We start from the raw sequence: 16,231 nt of genomic DNA, 5'->3' as shown, positions 1-16,231 counted from the left end.
ATGAATCATTGAACAATTGATTCGGGAATCCTATAAATCGCGGCAAAATCAACAATCTGCCAAAGTAGTGTTAGGACATGTACTCATAAACTCGCGCTGCACTTCGTCTGAGGTCCACTCTGCCTCCGATACCGGCCGCGTTGGCGCACCTCACCCTAGGTCCGAGTTGGGCCATGTGTGGAAATCGCGTGGGGCCCGCTCAGCTGGCGTTAGTGCTTCATTGGCGCGTGTCCGACCGATGATCCGCAGGCTCGGCAAATCGCACGATGGGACCCCGCCTGCTCAATCGCTCAAGAACTTCTTTCTTACTTTCAGCAAGCCGATCAACATTATTGACCACAAACGTGTGATTACCTCCGCACTACTGGTCGCACCCGCTCCACTGGGACATGGTCGCCGTTTTTGCTGACGACCTTCAGAAACACTTCTTCCCGAGTCGCTTTGTCGATCATGCGGGCAGATCCTTTGCCGAGATGCTCATCTCCCCATTGGCTCAATGCCATCAGCACAGGCAATAGCTTGATGCCGGCTTTGGTGGGTTCGTATTGATAGCGCTTTCGCGCCCCCGGCTCCTTGTAAGGAGTTTTTTCAAAGATTCCGTACTCAACAAGTTTTTCCAGGCGCTCAGACAGCACCGCTCTTGGTATGCCCAAAAACGTTTGAAAGTCCTGGAAGCGGCGAACCCCCCATGAGGCCTCGCGCAAGATCAACAAGGTCCAGGTTTCACCAACAATCTCGAGCGTTCGCTTGATGGAGCAGTTGTTTTTTAGCTCCAACATCAAGCGAAGATCCAGCTCGGGCGAATGCGCTTTTTCTGAGTTCATTTTTCATACACAGGTTGACGTTAATGACAGTTCGTTATATGAACTTAGCATGGTTTGGCGTCGAGCGGTCAGGGAACCGTAAGATTACTTGGCGGAATGAGCCATACAGCTCTCGCGGAGGGGACAATGAAGTTTCTGCAAATGTCTAAGTTTGGCAAACCCACCGAGGTGGTTGAAGTTGTCGAAAGCGATCCACCCCCACCGCCGGCAGCAAATGAAGCCACGGTCGCGGTCGAATACTCAGCGATCGGACTTGCTGAACTTCTGATGATCCGTGGCATGTATGCGATCAGGCCGCAGCCGCCCGCGCCGCTCGGGAACGAAGCTATTGGCCGCGTTGTCGCCGTAGGAGCCTCGGTTAAAAATGTAAGGACTGGCGATCGTGTGGCCATTCCGATCGGGCTTCCCGTGTGGAGACAGGCCATCACGGTGCCGGCCACCGATCTCATCGTCTTGTCTGAGCAAGCCGATCCCCAACAGATGTCAATGCTTCGGATCAATCCGCTCACAGCGGCATTGCTCCTAACCGAGTATGTCGAACTCGGCAAGGACGACTGGGTCATCCAGAACGCCGGCAATTCCGGTGTGGGACGCAGCGTCATTGCGTTTGCAAAGGAGTTCGGACTGCGCTCGGTAAGCCTCGTGCGCAGACCCGAGCTGGTGGATGAGCTGAAGTCAGCCGGAGCTGACGTCGTCCTTGTCGATGGACCCGACGTTGTGAAGCAGGTCGCAGCGGCGACCGGCAAGGCTAAAATCAAGCTGGGCATCGACGGCGTGGGTGGCGAGTCCTCGCACTCGGTAGCGTCTTGCCTCGCGTCGAACACCAAGATGGTCGTCTATGGCGGCGTCAGCGGAAAGCCCGCGGCCATGAGTCCTCTGAACATCATTTTCAAGCAGATGACCCTGGAAGGGTTTTGGCTGGGATTTCCGCGCTTTCGAGATGCACACGAAAAGCTTGCGGCTCATACGCGGACAGCCGAGCGACTGATCGCCGAAGGCAAACTGCACGTTCCGGTCGCCGGCGTTTATTCGCTCGAGCAGGCAACTCAGGCCATGGCGCATGCGCAAAAAGGCGGGAAAGTCCTTCTGAAACCCAACTAATGGATGATCAACGGTCAGGCGCCCTGAATTCTAAGCGCCTGAAACCGCAGCTAGTGCGATATCGAAAGCGATGGCCCTAATTCCAATAGGGCGAACCGGAGGACACATGACTGCTCTTTTAGATCTGGTGCTTGAGTCTCACGGAACTCTTGAACGATGGCGAAAATTCAACGCGATCGACGTGAACCTCTCGATGCATGGTTCGCACTGGACTAGAAAGGGATGGGATGGTGTCTTCGAAAATGTTCAATTGAAGGCGCAAACGAAAGAACAGCGAACTTGCTTTACGCACTTTACCGAAGAAGGCGTGCAAAGCATCTACGAACCGGATCGTGTTCGGCTAGAGACAATCGACGGGAAGCTTATCGAGGAGCGCGTACATCCAAGAAATGCGTTTGAAGGACATACTCTTCAGACGACGTGGGATAGGCTGCATCTGGCTTACTTTACCGGGTATGCACTTTGGAATTATCTGAATACTCCATTTATGTTTGTCACTGAGAGTGCCAAAGCGGAAGAGATAGACCCGGCGACCGACCAAGGCACGGTACGCCGGCGGCTCAAGATCACTTTTCCCGAGAAGGTTGGAACTCACTGTCCGGACCAGATATTCCACGTCGATGAAAACGGGCTCATCGCTCGTTTGGATTATACCACACTCGTGGCAGGTGGTGCTCCAGCCGCGCACTACATGTCCGAGTACAAGAACATTCAAGGGATTATGATGCCAACCAAACGGCGCGCGTTCAGGAGAAACCCGGACGGAAGTATAAATACCGAATCTGTCCTCGTCGGTATCGATATCTCTGCAATTGCTTTGACTTAAAAAAGCATTCAGACGGCAGGAAGCACGCAAGCAAATGGGTACCCCCCGACTGCCCCATGGCGCGCGCCGTGGGTGTCATCGGCGATTGGGGTAGACACAATCGACTTGAGGAGCGCGTACATCCAAGAAAAACGTTTGAAGGACACGCGCGAGTACGTTCATGGCGTGGACACAAACGAACTTAAGGGCAAGGCGGGGCCAAAAGGCGCCACCTCCTCTGTTCTGAGTTATCGTTGGCATGCCGACTTCCGGTTTGGATCACGAGCCGCCGATCACACGTAAGGTCGGACACTTCCGCTTTCGATTGGCAAGCCGACGTTTATGGACAGACTCTCTAGCCGACCGCTCGCCTTGGCGTCAGATGAGCGGCGCCATCAGCCGGCGGCGCGATGTGCATCAGGATGGTCTGGGTGGCGGATGCGACCTCGATGCCGTTGTGCTGGAAACGCTGCTTCATGCGGCGGTTGAATTCGCGCTGCACCGGCCAGCGGCCGGCCTCGGTGCAGCGGATCTGGCCGACGATCGACACCATGGCGCCGTCGACCTTGTCGATGCCCCAGAGCTCGAGATCGCCGCGGATCAGACTGCGGAATTCCACCTCGCGGCGCATCTCGTCGACGATGTCCTTGAGGATCTGGCCGGCGCGGTCGGTATCCTCCTTGTAGGCGACGTTGACGCTGACGGACGCATTGCCGGCGCCGCGGCTGGCATTGGTGATAGTCGTGACCGCGCTGAACGGCACGATGTGCACGGCACCGTCGCCGGCACGAAGCCTGATCGTGCGGATCGAGACGTTCTCGACCACGCCCGATAGCCCGGACACGCTGACGCTGTCGCCGACCTGGACGGTGTTCTCCAGCAGCAGGAACAGGCCGGTGATGAGATCCTGCACCAGCTTCTGCGAGCCGAAGCCGATGGCGATGCCGACGATGCCGGCGCCCGCCAGCAGCGGCGCGACGTTGACGCCGATCTCGCTGAGCGCCGTGAGCCCGACGACAGTGGCGATCACGCACAGCAAGGCCGTGCGCAGCATCGGCTGAAAGGTCCGCAGCCGCGCGGCCCGGGCATAGTGCCCATCGCGCGACAGCGTATTGATCTGGCGGTCCAGCAGCGCGTTGCTGGCTTCCCAGATCGCAGCTGCGATGAACACGGCAAGTCCGATCGTCACCACCGCCGAGATCAGCCGGCTGCCGATCTGGCCCCCATAAAACCATACGATGGCGTCGACGCCCCAGACTTCGAGCACGGCCACCAGGCCGATGAAGGCGATCACGCCGGATACGATCTTGCGCAGCAGCGGCAGGTAGCGGTTGGCGCGGATCTCGAGGCCCGGAAAGCGCTGGAGGATCTCGGGCTTGATGCGGAAGCCGCGGTCGATCAGGCCCAGCGTCAGCATGATGGCGACACGCGTGATCAGCGCCACCGCGATGGTGCCGACGAAATATTGCAGCAGCAACGAATAGCCGTTGCGAATGTTCAGCGCCCACACGGCCCACAGCGCAAGGTCGAGCGCGATGGCGAGATAGTGCCAGCCGCCCGCGATGCGGTTGCGCAGTCGCGCCGCGATCCCCTGCCGGTCGGCCGGCGCGCGGATCGCTTCGGCGACCTGGCGGCGGCATTGCAGGATGATGACGACGATGAAGAGATGCACGACCAGCATCACCATGCGCAGGAGCGCGGCGTAGCCGCCGCGATGCAGGCCGAGCAGCAGCGCCACATTCGCAAAGGCGATGCCGGAGACGCCGACACCGACGATACGGCGCGCCCAGATCTCGATATAGGCGGCGGTTTCGGCCTTGACCGGAAACAAGCCGAACGGTCCCGCCAGCACACGGACCACACAGAAGAGCCCGCGCGAGAACGCATAGGCGTTGACGACGGCGAGGATCACGAGACGGACGGTGGTGGGCCCGCCGATCTCGGTGCCGAGCAGCGCCGTGGCGACGCCGACAAAGACCAACACGGGTAGCAGCTCGAGCAGGAAGCGTCCCAGCACGAGCGGCAGCCGCAGCATGATTTGCCAGGCCCGCGCCAGGCTGTGGCGGCGCATGTGCAGTTCGGGCGCCGGGGTGACATCGGCCACGGATGACGGCGGATCGGCAATGGGCAACACCTGCACCGGCAGACGCGCCGTTTGCGGCATGCGCCCTTCCAGGAACACGACGGGGCGGCGGATCAGACGGAAGATCACCCATTCGGCGCAGAAGGCGCAGCCGAACACCAGCGCAAGCTTCCAGGCGATCTCGATCAGGAGATTGTAGGCCGCGGGATCGTTCGCGGTCCGCACGATCCAGTAATAGAACGCCGGGAAGTGCGTGAGCGTCCTGGCCATATCGGCGACGTCTCGCGAAATCTCGCCGATTTCCTCGGACACGGTGAGCATGAGCTGCGCACCGAGGCCGTCGGCCGCGAGCGGGATCGGCGATTTTGGCTCGGGCGCGGGCTGCTGTGCACCGGACGCATTGGCGATCGCGCGCAGCGTGTCGATCATCTGCGCGCGCTTCTTGTCGTCCTGCAGCGTTTCCAGCGCGCGCTTGGCCTCATCGGGCGACAACGCGGCAGCGCTACTCGTCGGCGGCGCGGCGCGGGCGCAGGAGAGAGATGAGATCGCGATCAAGAGCGCGGCGAGAAGCGCGGAGGCAAGCTTATGCGACACGAGGGATCCCTGGGAAAATGAATGCGACGGCGACGTCGGGCCCGTCACCGCCGAAGCACATGCATCATGTCGGATCGACGCTATTCGCCCGGGCGCTGTGTCGGAAGTTGGCCAATGAGGCGACATTCTCTTGGCATTTGCCGCGGTGCAGTAAACGGGAACCGCGGTCTCAAGGCAGGACGTGCAGCGATCGGAATGCAGGCACGCGGCTGGAAGCTCAACCGCGGCCATTCTTCGAGACGCCCGCCTGCGGCGAGCCCTCAGGATGAGGGATGAACATGCGGCAACATTTCAACGCAGATGGATGCAGCTGAGCCTCATCCTGAGGAGCCGCAGAACGCGGCGTCTCGAAGGACGAGGCGCTCGCTCAGGCGCCGCTGAGACGTCATATGCGACAGCCCTGATATGCGACAGCCCTCCGTCATTCCGGGAGTCGGCCCGGAATGACGGCCGTGAGGAGGAGGAAGAGAGAAGCACGATGTCAAAAGCACGGCGGCCGCGTCACGGCCCTCCGACGTGGATCGGTGTGCAATCGATGTGATGCACAATACAGCGCCGGGCAGGTAGGGGCTATGCCACACTGATGCAGCCCTCTAAACCTTGGCCCGGCGTGCCGTTCGCGGTTTTCTGCCGCTATGCGATAGTCCGAACGAGCTCCATCGCACTTAACGCGGCTGGATCTGCGGAGGTGGTGTCATAGACCTCCCCTTGCTCTTGATGTGGACGTTGCGCGTCGCTTGTTTGCGACCATTGAGATGGTCCTCCCGTGACGAAGAACTGTCAAGCAAGATCAACGGCGCGCAAATCACATTTGAGGGCGCGTTCCATCTGACTGCGACGGATTCGCTTGCAGCGAAATGCGAGAAGTGGGCGAATTGCGAGGCCGCCCTTCCCGCCAATGTAGAACGCTTCTGCTACCGGTGGACGCGAGTACTGAGGAATTTGGGGATGATCACATCATGCCCCTGTTTTGCCCGACGAGTCAAACGATTTCGTTAAATCCGCAAGCGCTCGCGCTGACCTTCAAGTCATTGATTTCGTTATCCCCGGCTACTGTGCATGGGGTTGTTTTCGCGTTTTTGTTTCTTGCCCGCCTTCTCCTCCTTCTCCAGCGCCTTGCGCACCTCGTCGAATTCACCCGCCGAGGCCTTGTCGGCGCGAGGGAAGCGCAGATCGAGCTTTTCGAGCGCCGCGACGATGGCCGACCCGATCACGACGCGCGCGAACCATTTGTGGTCGGCCGGCACGACATACCACGGCGCATGAGGCGTTGCCGTATGCCGGACGATGTCCTGATAGACCGCCTGGTAGCGCGGCCACAGCGCGCGCTCCTTAATGTCGTCCATGGAGAACTTCCACTGCTTGGACGGATCCTCCAGCCGGTCGAGGAAGCGCTCGCGCTGCTCGTCTTTGGACAGGTTGAGGAAGAACTTCAGCACCACGGTGCCGTTGCGCGCGAGATAGCGCTCCCACGCACAGATGTCCTCGAACCGCTCCTTCCAGATGTTCTTGGTGACGAGCATTGACGGCAGCTTCTCCTTGGCGAGGACCTCCGGATGCACGCGCGTCACCAGGCATTCCTCGTAATGGGAGCGGTTGAAGATGCCGATATGCCCGCGCTCCGGCAGCGCGACCACGTGGCGCCAGAGGAAATCGTGATCGAGCTCCTTGCTGCTCGGCGCCTTGAAGGCACTGACCTCGCAGCCCTGCGGATTGATCCCCTCGAAGATCGCCTTGATCGCGGAATCCTTGCCGCCGGCGTCCATCGCCTGGAACACGATCAGTACCGACCAGCGGTCCTGGGCGTAGAGCTTCTCCTGAAACGCGATCAGCCGCTTCATGTTGGCATCGAGAATCTCCTGGGCCTTCTCCTTGTCGAGGTCGCCCTTCTCGTTGGTCTTGTGATCCTTGAGATGAAACTTGCCCGAACCATCGTAGCGGAACGGCGTGATGTAGCGGTCAAGTTCCTGGGCGAGCGATTTGGACGACTTCTTGCTCATGAGCGCGGGACACCTTGCGTTGCGGCTTCAATCGGTCGAGCAAGCTACCAAGGATACCCTTGGGAAGGAATATGATGAAAAGCACGAGCAACACGCCGTAGACGAGATTGTCCCAGCCGACCGCCTTGGTGCCGAAGCCGATGCGCAGGGTCTCGGCCAGCATAATCGTGATGATAGCGCCGAAGGTCGGGCCGAGCGAGACGAACAGGCCGCCGACGATGGCCGCGAACACCATCTGGAGCGACACCGCGATGCCGCTGACGGTATCAGGCGTGATGAACATCTGGTACTGGCAGTAGAGCGCGCCGGCCAATGCCGTCATCAGCGCGCTGAGCAGCGTGATCTTCAGCTTCTCCGCGGTGACGTCGACGCCGGCGGCGGCCGCGGCGTCCTCGTCCTCCGAGATCGCCTCCAGCGCATAGCGGGCCATGCTGCGGTCGACCCAGTGCCAGACCACGATGCCGAAAAGCCAGACCCCGAGCGCGATCAGGTACCAGGTGATCTTGTCGTCGAATTGCAGCGACCAGAGCTTGTTGCCCGCGGCCCGGTTCGGCGTGTAGCCGAGCGAGCCGCCGGTGTAGTCGCGCGTCGCCGTAATGACCTGGAGCACGATGCCGGAGAGCGCGAGCGTCACCAGCACGAAATAGTGCCCGGTGATGCGGAAGCGGAAACAGGGATAGCCGACGATCAGCGCCAGCGCGCCGGCCGCGACCATGCCGATGGGGATGCCGATCCAGGGCGACCAGCCCAGGTGATTCCAGAGTAGCGCGGTGACATACGCGCCGATTCCCATGAAACCGCCGTGGCCGAGCGAGACGAGGCCGAACCGCCCCATCATCGACCAGGACGTATAGGCGAACGACCAGATCAGGATCAGCACCAGGATGTGCAGATGATAGGGATCGCGATAGACGAAAGGCAGCGCGACCAGCGCCGCCAATCCGATCCCCCAGGCTGCAAGCCGTCCCCGCCCCATCATCGGCGCCTCGCGAGCAGGCCCGCGGGCCGGATGAACATCATGACGATGAAGAACGCGAAGGCAAGCACATAGCCCCATTCGAGATCGGAGAACAGGCCGCCGAGCGAGATGATCTCGGCGAACACGAAGGCGGCGATGAAGCCGCCGATGAAATTGCCGAGGCCCCCGAGCACGCAGATCAGGAAGGTGATCGGGCCGAACGACAGGCCGACGAAGGGATGCACGTCATATTGCAGAACCAGCAGGCATGCTGCGAGCCCGGCCAGCCCCCCGCCGATCGCAGAGGTAATGAGATAGATCCGCTTCGTGTCGACGCCCATCAGCGCCATGATCTGCCGGTCCTGCGAGATCGCCCGGATCGCGGTCCCTGTGAAGGTCCGCGTCATGAACAGATAGACCGCGACCATGCCGACCAGCGCGGCCAGGAAGGACAGCAGTCGCGCGTAGCTGAAATTCATGTCGCCGAAGGCGAGCACCGGCAGGCGGATGCCGAGGTTACGGAAGTCGATGCCGAAGGCGACCGTGGCAAAGCTCTGCAGCACGAACAGCACCCCGCCGGTCGCCAGCAACTGGTTGATTGGCGGCGCCGTGAGCAGCGGCGCGATCACGAGGTAATGCAGCGCCGCGCCGAGCACCGCGACCAGCAGGATGGTGAGCGGCGCGGCGACGAAATAGCTGATGCCGTAATACTGCACCAGGAAGTACATGGCGTACATGCCGATCATCACCAGCTCTGCGTAGCAGATCCAGGTCACGTCGATGACGCCGAAGATCAAATTGAGCCCGAGCGCGAGCAACGCCAGCACGCCGCCGAGCAGGATGCCGTTGATCACGGCCTCCAGCAGGTAGATGTCGAAAATGTCCAGAAATGCTTGCATGCCTGCATGAACCTCACACCCCGAGATACGCTTCCTTGACCGTGTCGCTCGCCAGCATCTCGGCCGAGGTGCCTGAGGACCTGATCGTACCCGCCTCGATCAGATAGGCGCGATCGACCACTTTCAGCACCTGCTGCACATTCTGCTCGACGATCAGCACGGTCAGCCCGCTGGCGCGGATCCGCTTCACCAGCTCGAACACCTGCTGCACCACGACCGGCGCGAGCCCCGCCGACGGCTCGTCGAGCAGCAGCAGCTTTGGATTCGACATCAGCGCGCGGCCGATCGCGCACATCTGCTGCTCGCCGCCGGACATGGTGCCCGCCATCTGGTGGCGGCGCTCCTTCAGGCGCGGAAACAGCTCGAACACCACGTCCAGCCGCTCGGCATAGTGGCCGCGCGCCTCCTGCATGAAGGCGCCCATCTTGAGATTGTCGTCGACCGAGAGCTGCGGAAACAGCCGCCGGTTCTCCGGCACATGCGCGATCCCGAGGCTGACGATCTTGTGCGGCGGCGTGGCCACGACGTCGACGGCTTCCATTCTGATCGCCCCACGCGAGGGGCGGATCAGGCCGGAGATGACGCGCATCAGGGTGGTCTTGCCGGCCCCGTTGGGACCGATGACGCCGACGGCCTCACCCGCCCTCACGTCGAGATCGACGTCGAACAGTGCCTGGAAGGTACCATAGCCGGCATTGACGCCGCGGAGCTCCAACATCACTGCACCCCCGCGCGGCGGCGCGCTGCGGCGGCCGCAGCCTGCGTGGTCTCGGCATCGGTGCCGAGATAGACCTCGATGACACGGGGATCGCCGGCAACGGCACTCGGCAAACCTTCCGAGATCTTCTCGCCGTGATCGAGCACCATGACGCGATCGACGACGCGCATCAGCACGCCCATGATGTGCTCGACCCAGATGATGGTAATGCCGAGCTCGTCGCGGATGTTGCGGAGCATGTTAGCCGCCTGCCCCATCTCGGCCTCGTCGAGGCCGCCGAGGCTCTCATCGGCCAGCAGAAGTTTGGGCGCGGTGGCGAGTGCTTTCGCCAGTTCGAGCTTTTTCAGGCCGGCTGCGCCGAGGCCGTCGACGCTGGCATGGCGATCGGTCGGCAAGCCGACCATCGCCAGCGAGCGCTCGGCCGCCTCCTCGGCCCTGGCACGGCTGTGGCGGCCCTGGCCATAGAATCCGGCGAGCGCGACGTTCTCGAAGATCGTCAGGCGGCGGAATGGTCGCGGGATCTGGAAGGTGCGGCCGATGCCGCTGTTGATGATCCGGTGCGGCGGAAGGCCCGCGATCTCGGAGCCGTCGAACAGGATCGAACCGGACGTCGGCGCCAGTGTACCCGAGAGCATATTGAAGATCGTGCTCTTGCCCGAGCCGTTGGGGCCGATCAGGCCGAGGATCTCGCCCTGATCGACTTTGAACGACACATTGTTGACGGCGGTGAAGCCACCAAACCGCTTCACCAGCCCGCTGACTTCCAGCACCGTCCCGCTCTCCTCTCTGCGCGCATTTGCGCTACTGATTGCTGTAGGTGGTGCCCTTCGGCAGCGGCAGCACAGCCTCGCGCTGCGCCTGACTCTTGGGCCACACCACGGAGGACTTGTCGTCGATGTACTGGATCACGACCGGGAACGAGCGCTCGTTCTGCCCGGCCATCGGCGCGCCCTCGCCGTAAAACTTCACGCCGAAGCCGAGCATGGTGCCCCCTTCGGGAATATCAGTATCGAGGGCAGCCTTGCGCAGCGCATCCGGATCGACCCCGCCATACTTCTTGATCGCGCGCGGCAGCACGTCATTCATGAACACATAGGTGTTGGACGCACCGATGCCGACATGCGCCGAGCGGATCGCGACGCCGGGCCGGATCTTGTCGAATTCCTCGCCAACCATCTTGATCACAGGCGGGAGCTTGGGATCCATGGTCTTCTGGTTGGCAAGCCAGATCGAGATCGGGTCTGTGTTGAAGATGTAGGTGGCATCGGCTCCCATGCCTTCCTTCAGTTTTTCATAGACGCCGTAACCCGCGCCGTGCCCCATCAGCGCGCCGAACTTCAGCCCCTGCTCGCGCGCCTGACGCAGCAACAGCGTGATATCAGGGTTGTAGCCAGTGTGGAAAATGACATCAGGCTTGGCGCGCTTCAGCTTGGTCACCAGCGCGGAGAGGTCAGGCGCGGTGGCTGAATAACCCTCCTTCATCACGACGTTGAATCCCGCCTTCTTCGCGCCGGCCTCGTTGCCCCTGGACACGTCGACGCCATAGGCGCCGTCTTCGTGAATGATGGCGACGCGCAGATCCTTCGGCTCCTTGTCGAACTTCGCCTTGGCATTCTGCGCGATGAAATCCATGGTCATCATGCCGAACTGGTCGCCGCTCGCCTGCGGGCGGAAGACGTATTTGTAACCCTTCTCGTTGAACACGGCCGACGAGATGCAAGTCGTCATCCACATGAACTTCTTGAGCTGCTCGACGCGGGCCGCGACCGGCACACATTGCGCCGAGGAGAAGAAGCCGAGCACCATGTCGACCTTTTCCTGCTCGAGCAGGCGGACGGATTCGTTGATCGCGATGTCGGGCTTGCTTTGCGCATCGGCATAGACCGCTTCGATCTTGTAACCCTCGACGCCGGTCTTGGCGAAATGGTCGAGAATGATCTTTGCGCCGATATAGCCGAGTTCAGAGCCACCGCCGGCGAGAGGCCCGGTCAGATCGAAAACGACGCCGATCTTGATCTTCTTCTCTTTGCCTTGATCCTGGGCCTGGGCGGACAGCGCCAAGCCTGTCGCCGATACCGCGACCAACAGCCCACGTACCAAACGGGCAGCCATGCGCACGCGCATCAAAACCTCCCTGGACGATTGTGCATTGCATTCTTTTTGGTTTTATATTTTCGCCCATCACATGGGCTGAGCGCAGCGATGTCAAGCCTCGCGCATCAGCGCAACGCGAACTGCTGCTCGACGAAGGCCGTGACAAATCGCGGCATGGACGGCGTGAGATCGCTCACCCCGCGCACGAGATGAATGGCCGAGAGCTCTGGCTCGGCCTCGTCCGCCAGATTGGCTTCGATCCGCGCACGCGCCACATCACCCGGCATGTCCAGGTTGACGATTTGCAACATCGCAATCGTCGGGCCGGTGACGACGCAGTGCCAGTCCGGCTCGACCCGATAGTCGGCGGCGGTCAGGCCGGTCTCTTCCTCGAGTTCGCGGATCACGCTGCCGGGAATGTCCAGCGTGTGGCCCCTGACGTCTTCGAGATCGGGCGTACCGGACGGGAAATAAATCCGGCCCGCATTGGCGGTGTGCTGCGCCATCTCACCCATGACGAAGGCGCCGTCGGAGGCGCGCAACGCGCCCATGCCAAAACCGTTGAACACGGCCTTGTCGGGAAAACCCCAATCGCGCCAGGCGAGGAAGCTCGCGAAATCGGTCTCGAAATAGGTCGCAGAAAGATGCCCGTCGGCGAACGTTGCATCACGCCCGAGCAGGACGCGACCGTTCCAGATCTTTGGCCGCTCGCGCTGCTTCTCGGCGAAATGCGTGGCGATCTCGGCGCGCCGCTCCTCCGCGAACGCCCAGACGATCGGCCGCACGGCAAGTTCAAGCGTCGTGACCCGATGAATGATTGGTGACGTCATGACGCCTGATGACCACACCTTCGCGTCAGTTATTTGACGCTTCCCGTGGTCTTCTTGGCCTGCTCGACATACTTGTTGGTGAAGGTCTTGCTGACGTCGATCTTGGCGTTGGCGACCTCGGGCGATCCAACGCTGAACACCGCGAGCACGGCGTCGGCGCCCTTCGGGTCCATCTTGCCGGTCTCGGAGAACATTGGGATCGTGTTCTTCAGTGCCGCGAGATAGAGGTCCTTGTTCTTGCCAACCGTCTCCTCCGGCATCTTCGCCATGATCTCCTCGGGCGAGTGCGAGTGGATCCAGGCGAGCGTGCCCAGGATCGCGTTGGTCAGCGCCTGCGTCTCCTTCTCGTGGCCGGCGACCCAGGCCGCGGTCGAGTACAGCGCGCCGCCCGGATATTCGCCGCCGAACGTCTCAAGTGTATCCTTTTGCGTGCGGGTGTCCGAGAGGATGCGCAGATCCTTGTGGCTGCCCTGGAGCACGGTCACGGAGGGATCGAGCATCACGGCCGCATCGATCTGGCCCTGCTCCATGGCGGCGACCGCAGTGGCGCCGAGGCCAACGCCGATCACGGCGGTGCTGGCGGGATCGACGCCATTCTTCTTCAGCATATACTTCAGGAAGAAGTCAGTGGAGGAGCCGGGCGCGCTGACGCCGACCTTCTTGCCGGCGAGGTCCTTGATCGACTTGATCTCGTTGGTGTGCGACGGCGAAACCACCAGCACGAGGCCGGGATAACGGTCATAGACCACGAAGGCCTGAAGCTCCTGCTTCTTGGCCGCGAGGTTGACGCAATGGTCGAAATAGCCGGAGACCACGTCGGCGCTGCCGCCGAGCACGGCCTTGAGCGCGTCCGAGCCGCCCTTGAGGTCCACGAGCTCAACGTCGAGACCCGCCTTGTCGTATTCGCCGAGCTGCTTTGCCAGCACCGTCGGCAAATAGCACAAACAGGAGCCGCCGCCGATCGCGATCGTGACCTTGCTTTGCGCCGCGGCAAGACCGGTGGTGAGCGTCAGCGCGAGCAGCGCGCCCGCGAGCCTGGCTATCGTGTTCTTCATTGGTTTCCTCCGTTCGGCTGGCGGCACCATAAAGCAGCCGGGCTGGCTTGAGAAGCAGGACCGAAGGCGCTGGCCATCGGCCTTTCGGCGCAATAGCATGAAGCCCACAAGAACAATTCTTGATGGGGAGGATCATCCATGAATCGCCTTGCAATCGGACTGTCGATCGCCACCGCTTTTGCCGCCGGATGCGGCGCAACCCACCTGCTGCGGCCGGCGCTGGCCGCGGAGAACATCCCTCCGCAGATCATCCACACCGGCGAGATGGAGGGCGACGCGCTCGGGAATGCCAACGCCGTCGGCTACCGCTCCAAGACGTTCGCAAGCGCCGATGGCGCCACCATCTCGATCCAGGTCGGCAATGTGCCCAAGCACATGCATCCCAACACCAACGAGATCCAGTACATCTTAGAGGGCACCGGCACGATCTGGTTCGGCGACAAGGAGGTCACGGTGAAGCCGGGCGACCTCGTCATCATCCCGAAGGGGACGCCGCATGGCGGCACCAAGCCGATCAGCGGACAGGTCAAGGCGATCGCGATCAAGACGCCGCCGCAGGCCCCCGATGACACCAAGCTGCTGGATTGAGCTTTCGCGATCCGGGGCTCGCGCGGTGCGCGGGCCCCTCGCGGCTTAGCCACGCCCGTCCACGGTCGGGCGCCAGACCAGCAGTCTCCGCTCCACCAATGTCACGCCAAAATCGATCAGGATGACGAAGGCCGACAGCACGAACATGCCGGCGAAGACGCCGGCGACGTCGAATATGCCCTCGGCCTGCTGAATGAGGTAGCCGAGCCCCGCCGCCGATCCCAGATACTCGCCGACGACGGCACCGACCACGGCAAAACCGACCGACGTGTGCAGCGAGGAGAACATCCACGACAGCGCCGAAGGCCAATAGACGTGCTGCATCAGCTGCCGCTCGCTCATGCCGAGCATGCGGCCGTTGTCCAGCACGGTGCGGCTGACCTCCTTGACGCCCTGATAGACGTTGAAGAACACGATGAAGAACACCAGCGTCACGCCGAGCGCGACCTTGGACCAGATGCCCAGCCCAAGCCACAGCGCGAAGATCGGCGCCAGCACCACACGCGGCAGAGCGTTGACCATCTTGACGTAGGGATCGAACACCGCGGCGACCAGCGGCTGGCGCGCGAACCAGAAGCCGATCAGCACACCGCCGGCCGATCCGATCACGAAGGCCAGGATCGATTCCGTCAGCGTGATGCCGAGATGCTTCCAGATCACACCGGACGAGAACCATTTGACGATCTGGGCGAAGACATCGACCGGATTGGAGAAGAAGAACGGCGGCAGCAGGATCTTGCCGAACACGGGCACGGTCGACAGCAATTGCCACAGCGCGAGGCAGACCACCGCGACCAGCACTTGCAGCGTAAGCAGCGTGACGCGCGACATCAGACCGCCTCCGCCGCTTGCGTGGACTGCGCATAGCCCTTCATGACCTCGTCCTTGAGCACGCTCCAGATCTCGCGATGAAGCGCATGGAATTCCTTGTCCAGCCGCACTTCGAAAATGTCGCGCGGGCGCGGCAGGCTCACGCGCCAGTCGCCGATGATGCGGGAGGACGGCCCCGCCGACATGATCACGACGCGGTCGGCGAGCGCGATCGCCTCTTCCAGATCATGGGTGACGAACAGCACGGCCTTGCGGTCAGCGTTCCAGAGGTCGAGCAACAGGTTGCCCATCACCTGCCGGGTCTGTGCATCCAGCGGTCCGAACGGCTCATCCATCAGCAGGATCTTTGGATCGCGGATCAGCACCTGCGCCAGCGCCACGCGCTTGCGCTGGCCGCCCGAGAGCATGTGCGGATAGCGGTTGGCGAAGGCACCCAAGCCGACCGAGGTCAGCCATTTCTGCGCCCGCGGCAGTGCCTCGCTGCGCGGCGTGCCGCTGACTTCGAGCCCGATCGCGACGTTGTCGAGCGCGGTCTTCCAGGGGAACAGCGCATCGGCCTGGAACAGGTAGCCGGCGTCCCGGTTCAGCCCGGCAAGTGGCTGGTCGAATATCCTGACGCTCCCCGCAGCCGGCTTCAGCAGCCCGGCCGCGACGTTGAGCAGTGTTGATTTCCCGCAGCCGGTCGGGCCGACGATGGCGACGAACTCGCCCTGCGCCACCGTCAGATGCGCCTTCTCCACCGCCGTATAGACCCGCCCGTCCCCCAACTGGAACGCGACCTTGGCATCTTCCAGCGCCACTGCCGTAGGCGTTATCATATGCTTCCTCCGAACTTGGCCCGATGCCTTAGC

At 61.9% G+C, this 16,231-nt stretch carries 15 protein-coding genes; 3 read left to right on the top strand and 12 right to left on the bottom strand.

What is annotated here, in order from left to right:
• Positions 1-350: 350 nt before the first annotated feature.
• A complete protein-coding gene (locus tag IVB13_RS06585; protein WP_018454364.1) occupies positions 351-824 on the bottom strand; it encodes a helix-turn-helix domain-containing protein in 474 nt (157 codons plus the stop codon).
• A 126-nt stretch (positions 825-950) separates the two neighbouring features.
• Between IVB13_RS06585 and IVB13_RS06580 the strand changes: the two genes are divergently transcribed.
• Both IVB13_RS06580 and IVB13_RS06575 read left to right on the top strand, forming a co-directional pair.
• Complete coding sequence (locus tag IVB13_RS06580) at positions 951-1,925, top strand: zinc-dependent alcohol dehydrogenase family protein (RefSeq protein ID WP_018454363.1); 975 nt, start codon at positions 951-953, stop codon at positions 1,923-1,925.
• A 106-nt stretch (positions 1,926-2,031) separates the two neighbouring features.
• Positions 2,032-2,751: a hypothetical protein gene (locus tag IVB13_RS06575; RefSeq protein WP_018454362.1), complete on the top strand. Its 720-nt coding sequence runs from the start codon at positions 2,032-2,034 to the stop codon at positions 2,749-2,751.
• Positions 2,752-3,085: 334 nt separating this feature from the next.
• Here the strand turns inward: IVB13_RS06575 and IVB13_RS06570 are convergent, their stop codons facing one another.
• The 9 genes from IVB13_RS06570 to IVB13_RS06530 form a co-directional block, all read right to left on the bottom strand.
• Positions 3,086-5,407: a mechanosensitive ion channel domain-containing protein gene (locus IVB13_RS06570; RefSeq protein ID WP_018454361.1), complete on the bottom strand. Its 2,322-nt coding sequence runs from the start codon at positions 5,405-5,407 to the stop codon at positions 3,086-3,088.
• 1,040 nt (positions 5,408-6,447) lie between these two features.
• A complete protein-coding gene (locus IVB13_RS06565) occupies positions 6,448-7,407 on the bottom strand; it encodes a polyphosphate kinase 2 family protein (RefSeq protein WP_018454360.1) in 960 nt (319 codons plus the stop codon).
• Positions 7,367-8,386 carry a branched-chain amino acid ABC transporter permease gene (locus IVB13_RS06560; RefSeq protein WP_026232717.1) on the bottom strand — a complete coding sequence of 340 codons (1,020 nt, stop codon included), beginning with the start codon at positions 8,384-8,386 and terminating at the stop codon, positions 7,367-7,369. The genes IVB13_RS06565 and IVB13_RS06560 overlap by 41 nt, the downstream gene beginning before the upstream one ends.
• Complete coding sequence (locus IVB13_RS06555; protein WP_018454358.1) at positions 8,383-9,264, bottom strand: branched-chain amino acid ABC transporter permease; 882 nt, start codon at positions 9,262-9,264, stop codon at positions 8,383-8,385. Before IVB13_RS06555 ends, IVB13_RS06560 begins: the two co-directional genes overlap by 4 nt.
• Positions 9,265-9,277: 13 nt before the next feature.
• Complete coding sequence (locus IVB13_RS06550; protein WP_018454357.1) at positions 9,278-9,982, bottom strand: ABC transporter ATP-binding protein; 705 nt, start codon at positions 9,980-9,982, stop codon at positions 9,278-9,280.
• Positions 9,982-10,752: an ABC transporter ATP-binding protein gene (locus IVB13_RS06545; RefSeq protein WP_018454356.1), complete on the bottom strand. Its 771-nt coding sequence runs from the start codon at positions 10,750-10,752 to the stop codon at positions 9,982-9,984. Before IVB13_RS06545 ends, IVB13_RS06550 begins: the two co-directional genes overlap by 1 nt.
• Positions 10,753-10,783: 31 nt before the next feature.
• Positions 10,784-12,106 carry an ABC transporter substrate-binding protein gene (locus IVB13_RS06540; RefSeq protein WP_247488054.1) on the bottom strand — a complete coding sequence of 441 codons (1,323 nt, stop codon included), beginning with the start codon at positions 12,104-12,106 and terminating at the stop codon, positions 10,784-10,786.
• A gap of 95 nt (positions 12,107-12,201) precedes the next feature.
• A complete protein-coding gene (locus IVB13_RS06535) occupies positions 12,202-12,906 on the bottom strand; it encodes a hypothetical protein (protein WP_018454354.1) in 705 nt (234 codons plus the stop codon).
• 29 nt (positions 12,907-12,935) lie between these two features.
• Positions 12,936-13,961: an ABC transporter substrate-binding protein gene (locus IVB13_RS06530; RefSeq protein ID WP_018454353.1), complete on the bottom strand. Its 1,026-nt coding sequence runs from the start codon at positions 13,959-13,961 to the stop codon at positions 12,936-12,938.
• Between the two features lie 138 nt (positions 13,962-14,099).
• Here IVB13_RS06530 and IVB13_RS06525 point away from each other — a divergent pair, with 138 nt between their 5' ends.
• Positions 14,100-14,549 carry a cupin domain-containing protein gene (locus IVB13_RS06525; protein WP_018454352.1) on the top strand — a complete coding sequence of 150 codons (450 nt, stop codon included), beginning with the start codon at positions 14,100-14,102 and terminating at the stop codon, positions 14,547-14,549.
• Between the two features lie 45 nt (positions 14,550-14,594).
• On the opposite strand, the gene IVB13_RS06520 is transcribed toward IVB13_RS06525, so the two are convergent.
• Positions 14,595-15,380, bottom strand: a complete 786-nt coding sequence (locus tag IVB13_RS06520) for an ABC transporter permease (RefSeq protein ID WP_018454351.1) — start codon at positions 15,378-15,380, stop codon at positions 14,595-14,597.
• A complete protein-coding gene (locus tag IVB13_RS06515; protein WP_026232716.1) occupies positions 15,380-16,198 on the bottom strand; it encodes an ABC transporter ATP-binding protein in 819 nt (272 codons plus the stop codon). The genes IVB13_RS06520 and IVB13_RS06515 overlap by 1 nt, the downstream gene beginning before the upstream one ends.
• Positions 16,199-16,231 lie beyond the last annotated feature (33 nt).

The organism is Bradyrhizobium sp. 17 (assembly GCF_023073515.1).
In the GTDB taxonomy this organism is placed as follows: domain Bacteria; phylum Pseudomonadota; class Alphaproteobacteria; order Rhizobiales; family Xanthobacteraceae; genus Bradyrhizobium; species Bradyrhizobium canariense_D.
Note: the sequence above shows the minus strand (reverse complement) of the source record. Positions and strands in the feature narration are given on the sequence as shown.

Coding starts and splice junctions, on each gene's coding strand:
- IVB13_RS06585 (WP_018454364.1), bottom strand. CDS start 824: ATGAACTCAGAAAAAGCGCATTCGCCCGAGCTGGATCTTCGCTTGATG.
- IVB13_RS06580 (WP_018454363.1), top strand. CDS start 951: ATGAAGTTTCTGCAAATGTCTAAGTTTGGCAAACCCACCGAGGTGGTT.
- IVB13_RS06575 (WP_018454362.1), top strand. CDS start 2,032: ATGACTGCTCTTTTAGATCTGGTGCTTGAGTCTCACGGAACTCTTGAA.
- IVB13_RS06565 (WP_018454360.1), bottom strand. CDS start 7,407: ATGAGCAAGAAGTCGTCCAAATCGCTCGCCCAGGAACTTGACCGCTAC.
- IVB13_RS06560 (WP_026232717.1), bottom strand. CDS start 8,386: ATGATGGGGCGGGGACGGCTTGCAGCCTGGGGGATCGGATTGGCGGCG.
- IVB13_RS06555 (WP_018454358.1), bottom strand. CDS start 9,264: ATGCAAGCATTTCTGGACATTTTCGACATCTACCTGCTGGAGGCCGTG.
- IVB13_RS06550 (WP_018454357.1), bottom strand. CDS start 9,982: ATGTTGGAGCTCCGCGGCGTCAATGCCGGCTATGGTACCTTCCAGGCA.
- IVB13_RS06540 (WP_247488054.1), bottom strand. CDS start 12,106: ATGCGCGTGCGCATGGCTGCCCGTTTGGTACGTGGGCTGTTGGTCGCG.
- IVB13_RS06535 (WP_018454354.1), bottom strand. CDS start 12,906: ATGACGTCACCAATCATTCATCGGGTCACGACGCTTGAACTTGCCGTG.
- IVB13_RS06530 (WP_018454353.1), bottom strand. CDS start 13,961: ATGAAGAACACGATAGCCAGGCTCGCGGGCGCGCTGCTCGCGCTGACG.
- IVB13_RS06525 (WP_018454352.1), top strand. CDS start 14,100: ATGAATCGCCTTGCAATCGGACTGTCGATCGCCACCGCTTTTGCCGCC.
- IVB13_RS06520 (WP_018454351.1), bottom strand. CDS start 15,380: ATGTCGCGCGTCACGCTGCTTACGCTGCAAGTGCTGGTCGCGGTGGTC.
- IVB13_RS06515 (WP_026232716.1), bottom strand. CDS start 16,198: ATGATAACGCCTACGGCAGTGGCGCTGGAAGATGCCAAGGTCGCGTTC.